Here is an 18,770-nt window from a genome sequence, read left to right on the forward strand (position 1 = left end):
GTCAAGCCGACGCCGCGCTCGGCATCTGCTCGGCCGGTTGGTCGTCGCCGTGGGGATCACCCGGCGCGGTCGCCCAGGCCAATTCCACCAGCGTCACGATCCTGCGTCCGCCGCCGTCGAGCTGGACCACGATCAGGCCCTGCTCCTCCATATAGCCGAGCAGACGCTGCGCCCGGCGCAGCGAGTGCGAACCATAGGCGCGGGCGATCGCGGCATCGCCGGGGCAGGGCCAGCCTTCCTTGGCGGCGCGCGCGATCATCATGAACACGCCCTGCATGTCGTCGGGCAGGATCGAGGCGCGCAAGCTCACCTCCTGCCAGGCATCGTCCTCGGCGATGTCGGTGCCGAGGCCCGCGCGCGCATGCGTCAGCATGCGACGGAATTCGGTGAGGTCAGGTACGGCCGCGCCGAGGCCTTCGATGCGGCAGCGAACCACGAATTCCTGATAGAGCACGCCGATGGCGCGGAAGCCGGCATCGGGCGCAGCTAGCACGGCGCGCAGCGTGCGATCGACGCGCTCGCGCCGTTCTGCGAGTTCCTCGGCGCTGACCGGCACCTCGACCTCTTCGGTGCTGATCTCGGGCGCTGCCGCCTTGGCTGCGCGGAGCTGCTCCAGCAGGTCGGGCGCCGGCCGGCGCTGCGGCCGGTTCGCATCCGGCGGCGGCGCGGCCAGGATCACGGCGCGCGCATCCTCCAGCGTCGCTTCGGGCAGCGGCATCAGCCGCGGGGTCGAATTGCGCGGGGATGTTTCGGTCGGGCCGATGTTCAGCCGCAGCGGGCGGCGCGACAGCGCAGGCCCCAGCGCCATGAACTGTCCGCGTTCGAGATCGCGAAAGGCCTCCGCCTGCCGCCGCTCCATGCCGAGCAGATCGGCAGCGCGCGCCATGTCGATGTCGAGGAAGGTCCGGCCCATCAGGAAGTTCGAGGCCTCGGCCGCGACGTTCTTGGCGAGCTTGGCCAGACGCTGCGTCGCGATGATGCCGGCAAGGCCGCGCTTGCGGCCGCGGCACATCAGATTGGTCATGGCACCCAGCGAGAGCTTTCGCGCCTCGTCTGAAACTTCGCCGGCGACAGCAGGCGCAAACAGCTGCGCCTCGTCGACCACGACCAGCATCGGGTACCAATGATCTCGCTCGACGTCGAACAGGCCGCCGAGGAAGGCGGCCGCGCGCCGCATCTGGTTCTCGGCGTCCAGCCCCTCGAGATTGAGCACGGTGGAGACGCGATGCAGCCGGGCGCGCTCGCCGGCAACCTGCAGGCCGCGCTCGGTGTGATCCTCGGCCTCGATCACGAGGTGGCCGAAGCGCTCGGCCAGCGTGACGAAATCGCCTTCGGGGTCGATGATGGCCTGCTGCACCCAGGGCGCGCTCTGCTCCAGGAGGCGCCTGAGCAGATGCGACTTGCCGGAGCCGGAATTGCCCTGCACCAGGAGACGGGTCGCCAAGAGTTCCTCGAGGTCCATGGCCGCCCCGGCGCCCGCCGTGGTCAGCCCCATCTCGATCGCAACCGTCATGTCCCCGACTCAAAGCCCCGTCATTCGCGGCAAGGGCTTATCAACCGAAGCGGGATGCGTCGAGCGAAACAGCTGGGAACACGCCGTGTTGCCCACGGCGGAATTTCTGCTGGGATTTGAAAGCCGTAGTCCTGCGGGCGGGAACGACGGGCGGGATCGGTGCTGCATCCAGATTTCGGCTAAGCCGTAATTGGTCGAGAATTGACCCGCCGGCCCGGTCCGTGTGACGGAATATTCGCTCCCTCCTTGTATGCATTATCCCAGTTGCCAGCCCCGATCGGTTTGCCTTAGATGCTGCAACGCACCCGCGGACCACAGCCGGGGCCCAAAAATCACACAAGACATCGAGGGGACGATCATGGCGCGCAACGTACTGATTTTGGGAGCTTCCTACGGCTCCCTGCTGGGCACCAAGCTCTTGATGGCCGGGCACAACGTGACCCTGGTCTGCCGCGCCAAGACTGCGGAGCTGATCAACCGCGACGGCACCGAGGTGCGCATCAAGCTGCGCGACGAAGCGGTGCACCGCGCGATCTTCTCGCGCGACCTGCCGGGCAAGCTGGATGCGGTGACGCCGCAGAATGTGGACGTGTCGCGCTATGACCTTGTTGGCCTGGCGATGCAGGAGCCGCAATACACCAACCACACAGTTCGCATGCTCATGGTCAAGATCGCCGCGGCGAAGCTGCCCTGCCTGTCGATCATGAACATGCCGCCGTTGCCTTATCTCAAGCGCATCCCGGCGCTCGCCGATATGGATCTGGAGGAGGCTTACACCAATGCGCAGGTGTGGGAGCGGTTCGAGCCCGGTCTGGTGACGCTGTGCTCGCCCGATCCGCAGGCCTTCCGTCCGCCGGAGGAAGCGGCGAACGTGCTGCATGTCGGCCTGCCCACCAACTTCAAGGCCTCGGTCTTCGCCGACGAGACGCACAACAAGGTGCTGCGCGAGCTCGAGGCCGACATCGATGCCGTGACGCTCGACGGCAAGGACGTGCCGGTGAAGCTGAAAGTGTTCTCGTCCCTGTTCGTGCCGCTGGCGAAATGGTCGATGCTGCTCACCGGCAATTACCGCTGCATCACGCCGAACGAACCGCAGTCGATCCGCGACGCCGTGCATGGCGATCTCAAGCGCTCGCAGACGATCTACGACCATGTCGACGCCATCGCCCGCCGGCTCGGCGCCGATCCCGCGGATCAGGTCCCTTTCGCGAAATACGCCAAAGCCGCCGAGAGCCTGCTCAAGCCCTCCTCGGCCGCGCGCGCGGTCGCGAGCGGAGCGCCCTTCATCGAGCGCGTCGACCTCCTGGTGAAGCTGATCTCGCATCAGCTCGGCGCGCCCAATGCCGAGATCGACCGCACGGTCGATACCGTCGACCAGAAGCTGAATGAGAAGATCGTGCAGGGCGGATCGGGTGCGCAGTAGCGGCCCACGGACTCTCCCCATCGTCATTCCGGGGCGACGCGCAGCATCGAGCCCGGAATCCATCGGGCCCCAGGTCACGCTGTGAAATGGATTCCGGGCTCGCGCCGAGAGGCGCGCCCCGGAATGACACGGAGAGGCCGGCGTGTCGCCCTCTGTCAATCCACGTGCGCAAACGGAAATAGCGTATGTATCGTCCATCCCGGCTCACCTTGAGGGGCGATCGTACGTCGTCACGCTTCGCGAGCCGGGGATGCGGTGGACGCGGCAGCGTCGGCACGAGAGGGTGCGGGCAGGGCGGGTAGTCCCTGTGAGCCCGAAACCGCGTGTGGATGAGCGGCGCTGTTGAGGTTCGTCTCGCCTGCATTCTTCCGGCAATGTCGACAACGCTGGGAGATAATGCGGTGAACCAGCGAACCGCGCGTACGGCAAAACCGTGTGGTCCCGGCCGTCGTCGCTACGGTCAAGCCTTTGCGGAGGTGTGGAGCGTCCAACCGGGCTGGCCACATCGTCAATTCGCGAGGCGAGGGAGGCCAGAAGGAATTCGGCTCCCGGGAGAGCGCGGCATAAGCCGTCAACCCATCGCGCAGGGAAGGCCGTGTGTTGGGCTTCACCTGTATGCTGCTGTGCGGTCTTCTTGCGCTACATTTTCGCGCAGCAGACCGCGGGTGCCAAGCCGGCACCCGGTCTTCCCTGCGCCCTCTTGATTGAGAGGGTGATCAAGCAAAGCTCGGGCGACATGAGCCGCGAGGAGGCGAAGGCGTGTCTGCGATTGGAGCTGCTTGCCACAGGCGACGCTATCGTAGGGTGGGCAAAGCGAAGCGTGCCCACCACAAGCACATGGTAGGCACGGCGCTTGGCGCCTTTGCCCACCCTACGACACCTGCGAACGGAAGAGCGATGCCGTGGTCTCATACTGCATCTACACACTCGCTGTCATCGCCCGGCCAGTGCGCAATTGCGCGCTAGGACCGGGCGATCCAGTACTCCGAGACAGCAATGATTGAGCCGAGAAGCCGCGGCGTACTGGAGTCCCCGCCTGCGCGGGGAATGACAGTGTCACTCGGAGAAGCGATGCTGCCGCCTCATACTCCGTCATTGCGAGCGCAGCGAAGCAGTCCAGAATCCCTCTGCGGAAAGACTCTGGATTGCTTCGCTGTCTCGCAATGACGGGGGAGAGCGCGCGCCCGCCGTCACCCCTGGCTTGCCACGCGCGCGCGATCGAAATGCTCCTCGATCTTGGGGCGGTCGCGGGTGCGCTCGAAGCTGGTGCACAGCAGCTCGGTCTCCTCGAGCGAGACGGGGGCGCGGTACAGCCGGCACATGAACTCGGCGGTGGCGCGGCCCTTGCCCGGGGCGGGGCCGCGCTCGGCCAGGAACATGCAATCGCGGCAGATGCTGGCATCGAGCCGCTGATGCGCCGCATCGAGATGATTGAGAACCTCACGGAGCGAGTCGCGCAGCCTGATGCATTCCTCGGTGCCGAGCGCATTGACCGCATTCAACACGTGATTGATCGGATCATGCTGGTTCAGGCATTTCTCACCCTGCGCCGTGACGTCCAGAACGACGGAGCGCTTGTCCTCCTGCGACGGCTTCCGGACCAGGAAGGATTTGCTCTCCAGCGTCTTCACGATCTGCGACGCGGTCGCCCTGGTCGCGCCAATGAAGCCGGCGAGCGCAGATGGCGTACGCGAAAAGCGATTGGCGCGGCCGAGAAAGCGCAGCGCCATCCACTCCCGATCGCGCAATCCGTGTTGATTTCCTTCGAAGTACCAGGCTCTGGCCGCCTGAACCAGCAGTTCGACTGCTTCGCGTGCCAACGGCATAAAATTCCTACCTCACCCCGGGGATCGCGTGTGCGGCGCCCCGAAGCCGCTTTCCACCTTGGCGCACGAATATCTCGCGCAAAGCCGGATGCTCAGCCGTGTCCGATGAATGCCTCATGCCCAACACAAAGGCTTGGATGGCGAGACATTCGCCCAGGACCAATGAGCGTCGCAGGATGCTGCGCAAGAAACGGTGCCGCCGATGCCATTCCAACCACAAGGTCGTCGAACGCAAGCCCGAGTTGCCGTCACCTCTGGACGATGGATCGGAATTGTTCAACCGAAGCCCCTGAGTTCAAGTCACACGCAGACGTTTCTTTTGTTCCGTCGAAACGATGAATGAGCTTCTCAACAAAATCAAGTAGTGAGACTACTCGAGAGCGGATGTCGCTGCAGACCAATGTATTGTTCAAGTCAATCTCGATGGTCGGGACACATGAAGGTGAACGTAATACACAGTCAAACAAGGCAGATGCACGTAGTTCTACGCATGGCGGATTGCACGCATATTGCTGTCTGTCGTTGATGCAGTTTGATCGAAGCTTGTGCAGGACGGGTGAGATGCAACACGAGAGTCATCCACAACTTCCGCGATCTGCTTCGGGAATTGCCAAGACAGGGTCAGGGGAACTTGCAGGGAATGCACGTGACGGTTGTTGCTGGACTATGCGGGGAGCATCATCTGCTTGTCGTCTTTCAGGACTATGGTCTCATCCCGACGGCTGAGATTGGCGGCTAACGCCGCCAGCGCACAAACGCCTGTGCAGTTTGTGCCGCGACATGCAGCACCTCGTCAGGATGCGAGGGGCGCTGACCCGACGCGGGCAGCACGCCGTGCCGCTAAAGCATGATCCGGAAAAGTGCGAAGCGGTTTTCCGAAAAGATCATGCTCAAACAATAGCCTAAAGCGCGATGAGGATTCATCCTAGTCTCATCGGGCTTTAGTCGCCCTTGAGCATGTCCCTGAGCTCGCGGAACGGATCGGCGCTCGGCGGCGCCGAGGCGTCCTGGCGCATGGCCTGATAGATCCGCGGCACCATGTCGACGGCCTGGTCGAGCCCCGAATCGCGCCCGGTTTGGTACCCGCCCATCAGGCGAAGATCGCGCGTGTCCTCGTATTTGGCGATCAGGGTGCGCAATTTGCTCACCAATTCCCGCTCCTCGGGATCCCACACGTTGTGCGCCAGCCGCGAGACCGAGGCCAGCACGTCCACGGCCGGATAGCGTGCCTGGTCGGCGATGTGCCTGGAGAGCACGATGTGCCCGTCGAGTGTGCTGCGGATGGTGTCGGCGATAGGCTCGTTGTGATCATCGCCGTCGACCAGCACGGAGTAGATGCCGGTGATGGTGCCGGATCCGTCCTCGCCGGGCCCGGCGCGCTCCAGGAGGCGCGGCAGGTCGGTGAAGACGGTCGGTGCGTAGCCACGGGCCACCGCCGGCTCGCCGGCCGCCAGCGCGACCTCGCGGGCGGCATGGGCGAAGCGGGTGATCGAATCGACGATGAGAAGCACCGATTCGCCGCGGTCACGGAAATATTCGGCCACCGCCATCGCCGCCTTCGGCGCCAGCCGTCGCATCATCGGGCTTTCATCGCCCGTCGAGACGATGGTGACGGCGCGGTTGCGGTCGTTTCCGAGCACGTCCTCGATGAATTCGCGCACCTCGCGGCCGCGCTCGCCAACCAGCGCCAGCACGACGCTGTCAAAGCCCTGGCTGCGGGCGAGCATGGCGAGCAGCGTGGATTTGCCGACGCCCGAGCCGGCAAAGATGCCGACGCGCTGGCCGGCGCAGATCGGCGCAAACAGGTCGATCACGCGCACGCCGGTGCGCAGCGGCTTGTGGACGCGCGCCCGCTTCATCGCCGGCGGCGCCTCCGCCTCGGCCGAAACGGCCCTCGACCCTGGCGTGAGCGGCCCCATTCCGTCCAGTGGCACGCCCAGCGCATTGATGACGCGGCCCTTCCAGCTCGGATCCGGCGCGAACGACAGGGGCGGCATGCGATAGGCGACCGAGCCGAGCCCGCCGGCGAAGTGCCGGTCGAACGGCTTGGCCACGATGCCGTCGCTGTCGATCCGCACCACCTCGCCGATCTGGGGCTTGGCCCCGGTATTGACGCCGATCAGCTCGCCGAGCTTGACCGAACGCGACAGGCCGGAGACACGAAAATGCGTCGGCGCGATCTCGGAGATCGCGCCGCTGACGCTTGCCAGAGGCGTGCTCTGCTCGAGCTCGAGCAGCGCCCACTCAAGTTGCCGAAGAGCGTTCAAGGAAACCGTCCACCCAATTACGCGCGACGCGCAAGCCGCCTCTCAAGTCTACTTGCCAGGATCGCCCAGCGTCTGGATTGCGTTGCGGAGCGTGCTCTCGGTGCCGTCGATCAGCGAGTTGGTGCTGTCGAAGGCGCGCGAGGCCGACATCAGCTTGGTCAATTCCATCATCGGATTGGCGCTGGAGCCCTCGACATAGCCCTGCTTGAAGCCATCGCGGCTGAAATCGGCGATGGCAGTCGCGGGCCGGTCGGGCGTGACGCCGGAATTGCCGTAGCGATCGAGAGTGGCATCGGCAGGGATATTGAACAGGCCGATGGTGCCGATCTCGTTGTTGTCCTGGGTGATCGCACCGCTGCGCGAGATCGAGACCGGCCCGCCGTTCGGGTCGAGCGTGAGCTGCGCACCGCCGGAATCGATGACGGGGAAACCCGACACCGTCTGGAGGTCGCCATTGGCGGCGATCTGCAGGCGGCCGTCGCGGGTATAAACCGTGCCGTTGGGGCCGGCGAAGGCGATCCAGCCCTGGCCGACCACGGCGACGTCGAGCGGGTTGCCGGTCTCGGTGATGTTGCCGGCCTCGCGCGAGATGATGTTGTCGCCGGGCGAGGAGAACGCGACCGGGTTGGCGCCGGCCTTGGAGAGCACCGTCTCGAATTTCACGACATCGGTGCGGAAGCCGGATGTGTTGACGTTGGCGACGTTGTTGGCGATCGTCTGGAGGCGCTTCTCGAGCGCGACCTGCGCCGACAATCCGACATAGAGGGCCGATTGCATGGCTTACCTGTTGAACTTGATATTCTGAAGCGTCGTGAGCATATCGGTGTCGAGACTGGCCGACGATGTCGAGGCGCCGGTGATCAGCACCAGCGCGGGGTTGGTCGAGCTGTCGTTCTGGGCCTGGGTCGCATCCCACATCGCCGCGAAGCGCTGCACGAATTTGGTGACCTTGGCCGGGTCCTTGAAATCGGCGAGGTTGATCTTGTCCGTGATCATCTTGGCCTGCATGTCGATGTCGGACGAGCTGATCGTCGACGACCAGCCCTCTGCGGTCTGCACCACCTGGGTCAGGGCCTTGTCGGCGAGGATCTGGTAGGGGCTCGTGATCGAGGCGGCCTTGCGCGTGAAATACAGGGCGAGCCGGAGGCCCTCATTCTGGTCGCCGGCGTTCTGCTCCAGCGTCTGGGTGGCATAATGGCTGGTCGTGCCTGATGTGGCCGCTGTGCTCTGGGTCGCGGCGGCGCCGAGTGCTGCGAAGTTGAAGGCGGCGGCGAACTCCCGGTAGCGGCTGTCGCTCAGCTTGTTGGCGAAGGTGTTGGAGGTCGCGATGCCCTCGGTCAGCACCTTCCGCATGAACGCCTTGGCGTAGATCATGTCGTCGAGGCCGTAGGCCTTCATCGCGTAGGAGTAGAGCCTATAGTTGTTCAGGAGATCGTCGATGCTTTTCACCTTGCCGATATTGGCAAGATAATAGGCGGTGTCGCGGCTCACGTCCGGCTGCTGCTCGACCTGAGTCAGCGACTTGCTCATGTCCGTAGTCAGCCTGGTGTAATCCGCGATGGTGGATAGCATGGCATGCGCCCCTCTGGTCGCCGCTGCGACCTCGTCGCAAGCTGCCGCGAATTGCTTGCGCGGGGCTGGCGCGGCCGAAAGGACGCCCAAGCCAGCTTCGCGCAAGCGTGGCCGACTAGATGTTCCCGATGGGATCGGTGATGGAGCGGCGCGTTGGGCAGTTTCGTGGGGATTGTCATCACGGTGGCAGCACTGCTTGGCGGATTTGCCGCCATGGGCGGGCACCTGGCCGTGCTGATGCAGCCGTGGGAGTTCGTGATCATCATGGGCACCGCGGTCGGCACCTTCATCGTGGCCAATCCCTGGAAGACGGTCGTCGACACCGGGGTCGCCTGCATGCAGGCCGTCACCGGCGCGGTGCCTGGCCAGCGCTATTACCTTGACCTGCTCGGCGCGCTTCATGCCTTGATGCGCGAGTTGCGCGGCAAGGGCCGCAATGAGGTCGAGGCGCATATCGACGATCCCTCGTCCTCCGAGATCTTCAAGGCGTTCCCGAGCGTGCTCGGCGACCCGTCTTTGCTCCAGTTCATCTGCGACTATGTGCGCCTCATCATCATGGGCAATGCCCGTACCCATGAGATCGAGGCGCTGATGGACGAGGAGATCCACACCATCGTGAAGAGCAAGCTGACGCCCTATCATGCGCTGGTGGTGGTGTCCGAGGCGCTGCCCGCGCTCGGCATCGTCGCGGCGGTGCTCGGCGTCATCAAGGCCATGGGCGCGCTGGACCAGTCGCCGAAGCTGCTCGGCGGCTTCATCGGCGCGGCGCTGGTCGGTACCTTCGCCGGCATCTTCCTGTCCTACGGCATCATTTCGCCCTTCGCACTGAAGATCAAGATGACGCGCGAGAAGAAGTGCCGGCCCTACATCATCGTCAAGCAGACCCTGCTGGCGTTCATGAACGGCGCCATGCCGCAAATCGCCGTCGAGCACGGCCGCAAGATGATCGCGAGCTCCGAACGGCCGTCGATCGACGTCGTCGAGAACGAGACGATCGCAGGTCCCAAGGCCGTCGTGACCGACGCTGAACCCAAGGCCGCACGCGCATGACGATGGAAGACGTCGAGGTCGATCAGCGCAAGCAGCTGCCGAACTATCTGCTGGACGCCGCCGGCATCTCGATCGAGCGCATGCCGATGCTCAATGTGATCTTCGATCGCATGGCGGCATCGTGCACGGACAGCCTGCAGCCGATGGCCGGCACGCCCTGCTATTTCTCGGTCAACGGCATCACCAATGACCGTGTCGGCGACATCATCAAGGACTACGAGGGCAATGCGGTCGCCGCCGTGCTCTACGCCGAGCAGTGGGACTCCCGCGTCATTATCATGCTCGACCGTGACTTCGTGTTCACGATGGTCGAAGCGATGTTCGGCTCCGACGGTGCCGAGCCGCCGCTCGATGTCGAACGCACTTTCTCGAACATCGAGATCCGCCTGGTCCAGGCGCTGTTCGACCGGTTCGCCAAGGCGCTGCAGGCGGCTTTCGCCGGCACCTCCAACGTCACCTTCCGCGTCGAGCGGGTCGAGACGGCGATGGCGTCGCTGGCGATCGGGCGCGCCAGCAACATGTCGATCTGTGCGAACATGATGGTGCAGGCGCTTTATCGCGGCGGTCAGATGTTCCTGATCATTCCGCACTCCGCGCTCAACCCGCTCAGGCAGAAGCTTGCCCATGTCGTCGTCAGCGAAGGCGGCGCGGCCGATCCGCGCTGGCGCGAACAGATGGAGAGCGAGGTTCACCGCACCGAGGTGACCCTGAGCGCGGTGCTCGACGAGAAGATGATCACCCTCGAGGACGTCGTCAAATTCAAGGTGGGGCAGGTCCTGGAGCTTGAGGCCACGCCGCGTACGCTGGCGCGGCTCGAGAGCAACAACCAGGTACTGTTCTGGTGTCAGATCGGCCAGCTCGATGGCTACTACGCCATGCAGGTGGCGGATCCCGTCGATCAGAAGCGGGAGTTCGTCGATGATATCCTATCTCGTTGATGCGGTGCTGCTGATCGCGCTGGCCTTCACGAGCATGCGGGTGACCCGGATGCACCGCGAGCTCGCGAAGCTGCGCAGCTACCAGGGCGAGTTCTCGACCATTGTCCACGAGACCGCCGGCGCCTTCGACACCGTGATTACCGCGGCGCATGATTCCACGGCAAATCTGGGCCGGCTTGCCAATGTGCTGAGCGCAAAGATCGATCAGGCCCATGAGGCGATCGCCGCACTCGATGCACGCAACGGGCTGCAGGGCGAGGCCAACAAGCACTAGGGCATGATCCGGAAAAGTGTGAAGCGGTTTTCCGAAAAGATCATGCTCAAACAAAGAGCGAAAGCGCGATGACGATTCAACCCAATCTCATCGCGCTTTAGGGCCGGAAACGGCCGAAGAGATAGATCGGAACGCGACGCTCCGGGAGCGGAACTACCAAGAGGCGATACCAGATGGCGCAATCCTTCGACTACGAATCTGCAACCGCATCCGACGATGCCGAGACCTCTCCGCTCGACCGGCTGGCGGAGATCGCCGCCCGCACCGCCGAGGAGACCGGCAAGTTCGCCAATGTGGATGCCATTATGCGCATTCCCGTCACCATGCAGGTGGTGCTGGGATCGGCGACCATCCCGGTGGCGAATTTGATGAAGCTCGGCCGCGGTGCCGTCGTTCCGCTGGATCACCGCGTCGGCGAGCCCGTTGATGTCGTGGTCAACGGCCGCGTCGTTGCCCGCGGCGAAGTTGTCGTCGTCGAGGAGGACAATTCCCGCTTCGGTGTCTCGCTGACCGAGATTGTCGGACCGCTGGGGCAGGGTGATTCCTGACCATGGCGGCACCGGTCGCTCCCATCAAGCAGCGCGGCGTTGCCACGCTGGGCGGAACGGAAAAGGTCGCGGCGCTGCTGCTGGCCATGGGCCGCCAGGCCGCGGCCAGCGTGCTCGCGCAGTTCGAACCGCAGGACATTCGCGTCGTCACCAAGGCCGCGGCCGAGCTGAGGCCGATCACGGCGCAGGAACTCGAGGCAATCGTCGAGGAATTTGCCCAGCAATTCTCGATGGGCGCCAACATCCTCGGCACGCTCGGCGGCCTCGAAGCCGTGCTGGGCGACGTGCTTCCCGCCGACCAGGTCACGGCGATCATGTCGGACCTGCTCGGAAATTCCAGCCGGTCGGTGTGGGATCGCGTCTCGTCGGTGTCGGAAAATTCGCTGGCCACCTACCTCTCCAAGGAACATCCGCAGACCGCGGCGCTGATCCTGTCCAAGGTCAAGCCGTCTTGCGCCGCCAAGGTGATGAGCCAGCTGCCGTCGAGCCTGCGCAACGAATTGATGCGGCGAGTGCTCAGCCTCAAGCCGATCGTCGACGATGCGATGAAGGTGCTCGAGAAGACGCTGCACGAAGACCTGACGCTCAATTTCGCTCGCAATCTCGGTGCGGACACTTACGCCCGTGTCGCCGACATCATCAACAAGATGGAGCGCGGTCATATCGAGGACATGCTGAAGAGCCTGTCGGAAAAGCGGCCGAAATCGGCCGAAGTGCTGAAGGAGCTGCTGTTCACCTTCGACGACGTCATCAACCTGGCGCCGAAGGCGCGCACCATGATCTTCGATCAGGTGCCGACCGACCGCATCGTCGTGGCGCTGAAGGGCACCGACAAGCATTTCCGCGAGTTGATCCTGTCCGCGGTCGCCTCGCGCGTTCGCCGCGTCGTCGAAGCCGAGCTCGCCATCGGCGAGCCGTCGAACCAGCGCGACGTGCTGGAGGCGCGCCGCGTGATCACTGATCTTGCACTCGACCTCGCTGAAAAGGGTGAAATCGAGCTCAACCCCGATCAGGAGGATGAGCTGGTCTTCCGCTGACCGCTGAACGGGCATGGCAGAATCCGATCAGGAGAGCAAAACAGAAGAGCCGACCGAGAAGAAAGTCCGCGATGCGCTCGAACAGGGCAAGATTCCGGTCTCTCGGGAGGCGTCCATGTTCGCGTCCATGACGGCGCTGATGGTGATTCAGGCGTTCCTGATCGGCCAGGGCGTGCAGCAGCTGACGCCGACCTTGAAGGGCTTTCTCGACGATCCCGACGGCTTCCCGCTTCATACCGGTGCAGACGCGCAGAACCTGCTCACCGTGGTCGGCCTCGAGGCCCTGCGGTTCCTGGTGCCGCTGGTCTTGATCCTGGCGGTGTTCGGGCTCGCAGCGTCGCTGCTGCAGAACGCGCCGCGCCTGGTGCTGGAGCGCATTCAGCCAGACTTCTCGCGTATCTCGCCCGCGAGCGGCTGGAACCGCATCTTCGGAACTCAAGGGCTCGTCGAGTTCGCCAAGTCGATGTTCAAGCTCGTCTCGGTGACGGCAGTCGTCTGCTTCGTATTGCGCTCGTCGGAGGCGAGGGCGTTCGAAGCGATGTACACCGATCCGGTCGCGCTGCCCGAGATGATCCTCACCATCGCGATGCGGATCGTGTCGGCGATCTGCATCGCGACGATCGTGCTGGTCGCGATCGATCTTGCCTGGGCGCGCTTCCACTGGCGCCGCGAGCTGCGCATGACCAGGCAGGAGATCAAGGACGAGCACAAGCAGGCGGAGGGCGATCCGCTGATCAAGGCGCGCCTGCGTTCGCTCGCGCGCGACCGCTCGCGCCAGCGCATGATCGCTTCCGTGCCGCGCGCGACGCTGGTGATCGCGAACCCGACGCATTTCGCGATCGCGTTGCGCTACAATCGCGACGAAAACCCGGCACCGCTCGTGGTGGCCAAGGGCATGGACGTGATCGCGCTGAAGATTCGCGAGGTCGCCGAGCAGAGCAAGATTCCGGTGATCGAGAACAAGGCGCTCGCGCGTGCGCTTTACGAAGCGGTGCAGGTCGATCAGGTGATCCCGGCCGAATTCTTCCGTCCCGTCGCCGAGATCATCTATTTCCTGCAGTCAAAGCGGGCCGCGCGGCCCGCGAAGGTTCAATAGAATCTCTGGGATGGTGCTCCTCAACAGCTTGACGAAAGCTTAACGCCCTAGGGTTCTCTCCAATGAACCATAATGGGGCCGTCGTGGGACCGCTTTATCTCTTCGAACTCGCATCGTCGCAGGCACGCTGGCTCGAGCTTCGTCAGTCGACCATTGCCACCAATGTCGCCAATGCCAATACGCCGGGATTCAAGGCGCGCGATGTCGAGCCGTTCAATAAGGTGCTCGACGCGGTGCCGGTGAGACTGGCCACCACTTCGCCCGGCCACATGCAATTGTCGCCGGCGGAAACCGACACGCGGGCTACCGCCAAGAAGGACAGCTGGGACGTCGTCCACTCCGGCAACTCCGTGAGCCTGGAGCAGGAGATGATCAAGGGCAGCGACGTCAATCGCGACTATTCGATGAATTCGGCGATTGTGCGCTCGTTCAACCGCATGGTCATGACCAGCGCGAAGACTTGAGGTGAACTGATATGCTTGACGCTCTATCGGCTTCATTGACGGTTGCGAGCTCCGGGCTCGAGGCGCAATCGACGCGCATGCGCGTCGTCTCGGAAAACCTCGCCAACGCCACGTCGACCGGGCACACCGCGGGGGCGGATCCCTATCAGCGCAAGACCATCACCTTCGATGCCGCGCTCGATCGGGCCTCCGGCACGCAGCTGGCGAAGGTCAAGGAAATCGGGGTCGACACCACGCCTTATCGCGTCGAGTACGACCCGGGACATCCCGCCGCCGACAAGGCCGGCTACGTCAAGATGCCCAACGTCAACATGATGATCGAGATGGCGGACATGCGGGAGGTCAACCGCTCCTATGAGGCCAATCTCCAGGTCGTGAAGCAGGTGAGGTCGATGCTCGGCATGACCATCGACCTGCTGAGGAGCTGACAATGCTGGAAGCGATTTCATCGACCGCGATCACCGCAGGGCAGGCGGCCTCTCGCGCGACCGAGACACAAGCCATTGCGCCTACGGGGGCGTCCCCGGTCCAGTCCGCCGACGATGTCGGCTTCGATTCCGTGATGAAGCAGGTGACCACGGACGCGATCGGAACGTTGAAGACGGGCGAAGCGGCGTCGATCTCGGCGATGCGGGGCAAGGAATCGACGCGAAAGGTCGTAGAGGCGCTGATGTCGGCCGAGCAGGCCTTGCAGACCGCGGTCGCGGTTCGCGACAAGGTCGTGCAGGCCTACCAGGAAGTCGTTCGAATGTCGATTTGATCTGAAGGAGTGACCTAAGTGAAATCGCTCGCCATCGCGGCCACGGGCATGAATGCCCAGCAGACCAACATCGAAGTCATCGCGAACAACATCGCCAACATCAACACCACATCGTTCAAGCGCGCGCGTGCGGAGTTCACCGATCTGTTTTACCAGATGGACCGCATGCAGGGGGTCGCAAACGTCAACGGCTCCTCGCCGATTCCGGAGGGCGCAAATCTGGGTCTCGGCGTCAAGTCGGCGGCGATCCGCAAACTGCACATCCAGGGCGCGCTGACGCAGACCGGTAATCCTTACGATCTCGCGATCAACGGCCGGGGCTGGTTCCAGGTGCTGGGCCCGAACAACGAGGTGCAATACACCCGCGCGGGATCGTTCAACACCAACGCGACCGGTCAGCTGGTGACGATGGACGGCTACCTGCTGGATCCCAATATCACCGTACCGCAGGGAACGGTGCAGGTCACCGTGAACCAGACCGGTCAGGTCTTCGCCAAGCTGGATACGGAGGTCAATCCGCGCCAGATCGGCCAGCTCAACCTTGCTAATTTCGCCAACGAGGCAGGCCTCGAGCCGCTCGGCAGCAATCTCTATCGCGAAACCACGGCGTCGGGCGCGCCGGTGGTTGGCCTGCCCGGCGATGCCGGCTACGGCAAGATCAATCAGCAATATCTCGAAGCCTCGAACGTCGATCCGGTCAAGGAAATCACAGAGTTGATCTCGGCGCAGCGCGCCTACGAGATGAACGCCAAGGTGATCCAGGCGTCGGATGACATGGCCTCGACGGTATCGAAGGGTCTCAGTCGCTAGTTTCGGTGTGTCCATGTTGAACTGGGAGGGCCTGATCGTGCGCGGGTTGGCCGCCGCGCTGGTGGTTCTCGTCTTCGCGGAGTACGCCGCCGCGGACGAGAAGCGGCTTCCCGTGCCCGCGACGTCGATCCGCGCCGGCGAGCTGATCAGGGAAGACATGATCACCGAACGCAGCTTTGACCAGAATGCGCTCGGCGTCGCTATGTTCGTCGAAGGCCGTCAGGTCCTGGTCGGCCGGATGGCGCGGCGGGCGCTGTTGCCGGGTCAGCCGATCCCGACCAATTCGGTGGAGGACCCCTGGACCATCGCCCGCGGCGCGACGGTGAAGGTGGTTGTCGAAGACTCCGGCTTGTCGATCGTGACGTACGGATCGGCGATGCAATCCGGTGCGCCGGGTTCGCTCATCACCGTGCGAAACACCGACACGGGCGTGATCATCAGGGCCATCGTCCAGCCGGACGGCACCGTCAAGGTCGCGGACGGGTCATGACCAGAGTCCTGATCGCGCTTCTGCTGATCTTCTGCGCCGCCAGCGCCCATGCAGCCGTCCGCATCAAGGACATCGCTGACATCAAGGGCCTGCGCGAGAACCAGATCGTCGGCTATGGCCTGGTGATCGGCCTCAACGGCACCGGCGACACCCTGCGCAACGCTCCTTTCACGGAACAGTCGCTGCAGTCGATGCTCGAGAACATGGGCATCAACGTCCGCAACGAGACGAGCAGCACGAACAATCAGTCGCGGCCGACGACGCTGCGCACGCGGAACGTCGCCGCCGTGATGGTGACCGCGGACCTGCTGCCCTCGATCGGGCCGGGCGAACGGATGGACGTCACCGTGTCGTCCCTTGGCGATGCGACCTCGCTGCTCGGCGGCACGCTGGTGATGACGTCGCTGCGCGCGGCCGACGGTGCGGTCTATGCGGTGGCGCAAGGTGCAGTCACGGTCGCCGGCTATAGCGTCGGAGGCCAGGCCCAGAACGTCAGCCAGGGCACGCCGACCGCGGGCAGAATTCCGAACGGCGCGCTGGTGGAGCGCGAGGTGCAGGGAAGCCTCCACGAGATGGAGTTCCTGGTGCTGGAGCTGAAGAACCCCGATTTCGTCACGGCGACGCGGATCCTCGACGCCGTCAATCGCTATGCCGGCGGCCGCTATCGTGCCCAGATTGCCTTTGAGCGCGACTACCGGACCATCGTGCTGTCGAAGCCGCGCTATGTCGGCCCGGTTCGCTTTCTCGCCGAGATCGGCGAGCTGACCGTCGAGCCCGACACGCCCGCGCGCGTCGTGATCAATGAGCGCACCGGCACGGTGGTGATCGGACGCGACGTGCGGATATCAACCGTCGCTGTCACGCATGGCAACCTGACAGTTCGCGTCACCGAGCTGCCCGTGGTGTCGCAGCCGGCGCCGTTCTCGCAAGGCCAGACCGTCGTCGTGCCCCAGACCATCGTCGAGGCCAATGAGGCCGGATCGCAGGTAGCGATCCTGAGCGGCGTCGATCTGCAGCGCCTGGTGCGCGGATTGAACCAGATCGGACTGAAACCATCCGGCATCATCGCGATCCTTCAGGCGATCAAGACCGCCGGCGCGCTGCAGGCTGAAGTCATCGTGCAATGATGCACAAGCGTCGTGCAAGCTTGGTCGCTCAATGCTCAGGTCCTGACCGGGAATCGCACGCGGGCCGATGCTGAAGCTTGATCACAAAGCGCACCTCCTTCTGGCCACGGTGTTCGTGCTCGCGCACGCTTCGCCTGTGCTCGGGCTGGACGAACCGAAGCCGTCGAAGCCGCTCAATCTGCTCTCGTTCGCACGCGCTCGCGCGCCCGGGCCGCAGAGGTCGCATGCACAGGCAGCGTCTGTTCCAGGCGATAATTCGCGGGCCACGGCCTGGGCGGCCGAGGATTCAGCGCCCGCCACCACCGGTGCGGTGCCCGAAGCGGCCGCTCCAGCACCGGCTCCCGTTCCGGCGCGTCCGGCGAAGTCAGGCGGGGGCATGGCGCCGCCGAAGCCGGTGCCGGCACAAACCGCTGCGCCCGCGGACAACGAAGTCGCGCTGTTCTGTAGCAACGTCGCCGATCCAGCCGTCGACGCCAGGCTCGCCTGGCAGCTGAAAGAGCTGGAGAAGGCCGAGAGCCTGCTGCGCGAGCGGATCGCCGAAGTCGAGGCCAAGCGGGCCGAGTATGAGAAGTGGATGGCGCTCCGCGACGACTTCCTGAAAAAGGCCGAAGCCAGCGTCGTCGAGATCTATTCGCGCATGAAGCCGGACGCGGCCGCAACCCAGATCGCGGGCATGGCGGACGAGACAGCCGCGGCGGTTCTTGCAAAGTTGAGCCCGAGGAGCTCGAGCGCGATTTTCAACGAGATGGAGACCGGGCGCGCAGCGCATCTCGCTGACCTGCTCGGTGGAATGCGTCGCGTGGATGACGGGAAGACCAAGTAAATGTGGATGACGGGAAGACCAAGTAAATGAAGACGCCATGCCTCATCCTGTCGCTGTTGCTTCTCACCGGCTGCTCCCATGATCCGGCAGAAATCCTGACCGGCCCGAAGCTGTCGCCCGTGGGCAGCGGCCTGAGGACGCCGACCGAGCCTATTCCGGTGACGCCCCGCATGCACCAGCCCGTCAGCTATCGCTCGACCTGGGACGACGGTACCGATCTCTACCGCGATCCCCGTGCGCGCCGCGTCGGCGACGTCGTGACGGTGATCATCTCGATGCAGGACAAGGCCAAGCTCGACAACAAGACCGGCCGCTCGCGCGATTCGCAGATCCAGTTCGGACTGAACTGGCTGATGGACGTCGCGGGATGGCAGGACAAAGGCCAGGCCAACGCCAATCTCAACACCAATACGCAGATCAAAGGCAACGGCCAGATCGACCGCTCCGAAGACATCAAGCTCTCCATCGCAGCCGTCGTCACCGACGTGCTGCCGAACGGAAACATGATGATCAGCGGCTCGCAGGAGTTCGGGATCAACACGGAGATGCGCGTGCTCAATGTCGGCGGCATCGTGCGTCCACGGGATATTTCGCGAACCAACACGATCTCCTACGAGAAGATCGCCGAGGCGCGCGTGTCCTATGGTGGTCGCGGAAATCTGTCTGACGTGCAGCAGCCTGGTTGGGGACACCGGATCTATGATGCCGTGGCACCGTTCTGAGGCTCGCGCGTCATGGCAGCGGGAGGCGTC

General features: G+C 64.1%; 20 protein-coding genes. 15 read left to right on the top strand and 5 right to left on the bottom strand.

Annotation, left to right across the window (positions count from 1 at the left end; all coding sequences use genetic code 11):
• Position 1: 1 nt before the first annotated feature.
• A complete protein-coding gene (locus XH80_RS08700; protein WP_271598245.1) occupies positions 2-1,513 on the bottom strand; it encodes an ATP-binding protein in 1,512 nt (503 codons plus the stop codon).
• A gap of 358 nt (positions 1,514-1,871) precedes the next feature.
• Between XH80_RS08700 and XH80_RS08705 the strand changes: the two genes are divergently transcribed.
• The gene (locus XH80_RS08705; RefSeq protein WP_271598246.1) at positions 1,872-2,936 is read left to right on the top strand and encodes a ketopantoate reductase family protein; all 1,065 of its coding nucleotides are present in this window, start codon (positions 1,872-1,874) and stop codon (positions 2,934-2,936) included.
• Positions 2,937-4,126: 1,190 nt separating this feature from the next.
• On the opposite strand, the gene XH80_RS08710 is transcribed toward XH80_RS08705, so the two are convergent.
• The 4 genes from XH80_RS08710 to XH80_RS08725 all read right to left on the bottom strand — a co-directional run bounded on the left by XH80_RS08710 (position 4,127) and on the right by XH80_RS08725 (position 8,601).
• Positions 4,127-4,762, bottom strand: a complete 636-nt coding sequence (locus XH80_RS08710; RefSeq protein WP_271598247.1) for a MarR family winged helix-turn-helix transcriptional regulator — start codon at positions 4,760-4,762, stop codon at positions 4,127-4,129.
• Between the two features lie 941 nt (positions 4,763-5,703).
• Entirely contained in the window at positions 5,704-7,029 is a 1,326-nt protein-coding gene (gene fliI / locus XH80_RS08715; protein WP_271598248.1) for a flagellar protein export ATPase FliI, read from the bottom strand.
• 48 nt (positions 7,030-7,077) lie between these two features.
• The gene (gene flgF / locus XH80_RS08720) at positions 7,078-7,806 is read right to left on the bottom strand and encodes a flagellar basal-body rod protein FlgF (RefSeq protein WP_271598249.1); all 729 of its coding nucleotides are present in this window, start codon (positions 7,804-7,806) and stop codon (positions 7,078-7,080) included.
• 3 nt (positions 7,807-7,809) lie between these two features.
• Positions 7,810-8,601 carry a DUF1217 domain-containing protein gene (locus tag XH80_RS08725; RefSeq protein WP_057743178.1) on the bottom strand — a complete coding sequence of 264 codons (792 nt, stop codon included), beginning with the start codon at positions 8,599-8,601 and terminating at the stop codon, positions 7,810-7,812.
• A gap of 153 nt (positions 8,602-8,754) precedes the next feature.
• On the opposite strand from XH80_RS08725, the gene motA reads away from it, so the two are divergent.
• The 14 genes from motA to flgH all read left to right on the top strand — a co-directional run bounded on the left by motA (position 8,755) and on the right by flgH (position 18,740).
• The gene (motA, locus tag XH80_RS08730) at positions 8,755-9,651 is read left to right on the top strand and encodes a flagellar motor stator protein MotA (RefSeq protein ID WP_220004868.1); all 897 of its coding nucleotides are present in this window, start codon (positions 8,755-8,757) and stop codon (positions 9,649-9,651) included.
• Entirely contained in the window at positions 9,648-10,589 is a 942-nt protein-coding gene (locus tag XH80_RS08735) for a flagellar motor switch protein FliM (protein WP_057742825.1), read from the top strand. The genes motA and XH80_RS08735 overlap by 4 nt, the downstream gene beginning before the upstream one ends.
• Positions 10,570-10,863, top strand: a complete 294-nt coding sequence (locus XH80_RS08740; protein WP_271598250.1) for a hypothetical protein — start codon at positions 10,570-10,572, stop codon at positions 10,861-10,863. Before XH80_RS08735 ends, XH80_RS08740 begins: the two co-directional genes overlap by 20 nt.
• A gap of 173 nt (positions 10,864-11,036) precedes the next feature.
• Positions 11,037-11,411 (top strand): flagellar motor switch protein FliN, encoded by a 375-nt coding sequence (gene fliN, locus XH80_RS08745; RefSeq protein ID WP_220004865.1) that lies wholly within the window; start codon positions 11,037-11,039, stop codon positions 11,409-11,411.
• A gap of 2 nt (positions 11,412-11,413) precedes the next feature.
• Positions 11,414-12,448 carry a flagellar motor switch protein FliG gene (locus tag XH80_RS08750; RefSeq protein ID WP_220004864.1) on the top strand — a complete coding sequence of 345 codons (1,035 nt, stop codon included), beginning with the start codon at positions 11,414-11,416 and terminating at the stop codon, positions 12,446-12,448.
• Positions 12,449-12,461: 13 nt separating this feature from the next.
• Entirely contained in the window at positions 12,462-13,544 is a 1,083-nt protein-coding gene (gene flhB, locus XH80_RS08755; RefSeq protein WP_271598251.1) for a flagellar biosynthesis protein FlhB, read from the top strand.
• A gap of 62 nt (positions 13,545-13,606) precedes the next feature.
• Positions 13,607-14,008, top strand: coding sequence for a flagellar basal body rod protein FlgB (gene flgB / locus XH80_RS08760; protein WP_057742839.1), 402 nt, complete (start codon positions 13,607-13,609; stop codon positions 14,006-14,008).
• A gap of 11 nt (positions 14,009-14,019) precedes the next feature.
• Positions 14,020-14,436, top strand: coding sequence for a flagellar basal body rod protein FlgC (gene flgC, locus XH80_RS08765; protein WP_220004862.1), 417 nt, complete (start codon positions 14,020-14,022; stop codon positions 14,434-14,436).
• Between the two features lie 2 nt (positions 14,437-14,438).
• A complete protein-coding gene (locus XH80_RS08770; RefSeq protein WP_271598252.1) occupies positions 14,439-14,768 on the top strand; it encodes a flagellar hook-basal body complex protein FliE in 330 nt (109 codons plus the stop codon).
• A gap of 18 nt (positions 14,769-14,786) precedes the next feature.
• Entirely contained in the window at positions 14,787-15,578 is a 792-nt protein-coding gene (gene flgG / locus XH80_RS08775) for a flagellar basal-body rod protein FlgG (RefSeq protein WP_057742849.1), read from the top strand.
• Between the two features lie 13 nt (positions 15,579-15,591).
• Positions 15,592-16,068, top strand: a complete 477-nt coding sequence (gene flgA, locus XH80_RS08780) for a flagellar basal body P-ring formation chaperone FlgA (protein WP_271598253.1) — start codon at positions 15,592-15,594, stop codon at positions 16,066-16,068.
• Entirely contained in the window at positions 16,065-17,195 is a 1,131-nt protein-coding gene (gene flgI, locus XH80_RS08785) for a flagellar basal body P-ring protein FlgI (protein ID WP_271598254.1), read from the top strand. Before flgA ends, flgI begins: the two co-directional genes overlap by 4 nt.
• 67 nt (positions 17,196-17,262) lie before the next feature.
• Positions 17,263-18,018, top strand: a complete 756-nt coding sequence (locus tag XH80_RS08790) for a MotE family protein (RefSeq protein WP_271598255.1) — start codon at positions 17,263-17,265, stop codon at positions 18,016-18,018.
• 26 nt (positions 18,019-18,044) lie between these two features.
• Positions 18,045-18,740, top strand: coding sequence for a flagellar basal body L-ring protein FlgH (flgH, locus tag XH80_RS08795; RefSeq protein ID WP_271598256.1), 696 nt, complete (start codon positions 18,045-18,047; stop codon positions 18,738-18,740).
• Positions 18,741-18,770: the final 30 nt, after the last annotated feature.

Origin of the sequence: Bradyrhizobium sp. CCBAU 45384 (genome assembly GCF_028128665.1) — a bacterium.
Lineage (GTDB): Bacteria > Pseudomonadota > Alphaproteobacteria > Rhizobiales > Xanthobacteraceae > Bradyrhizobium > Bradyrhizobium manausense.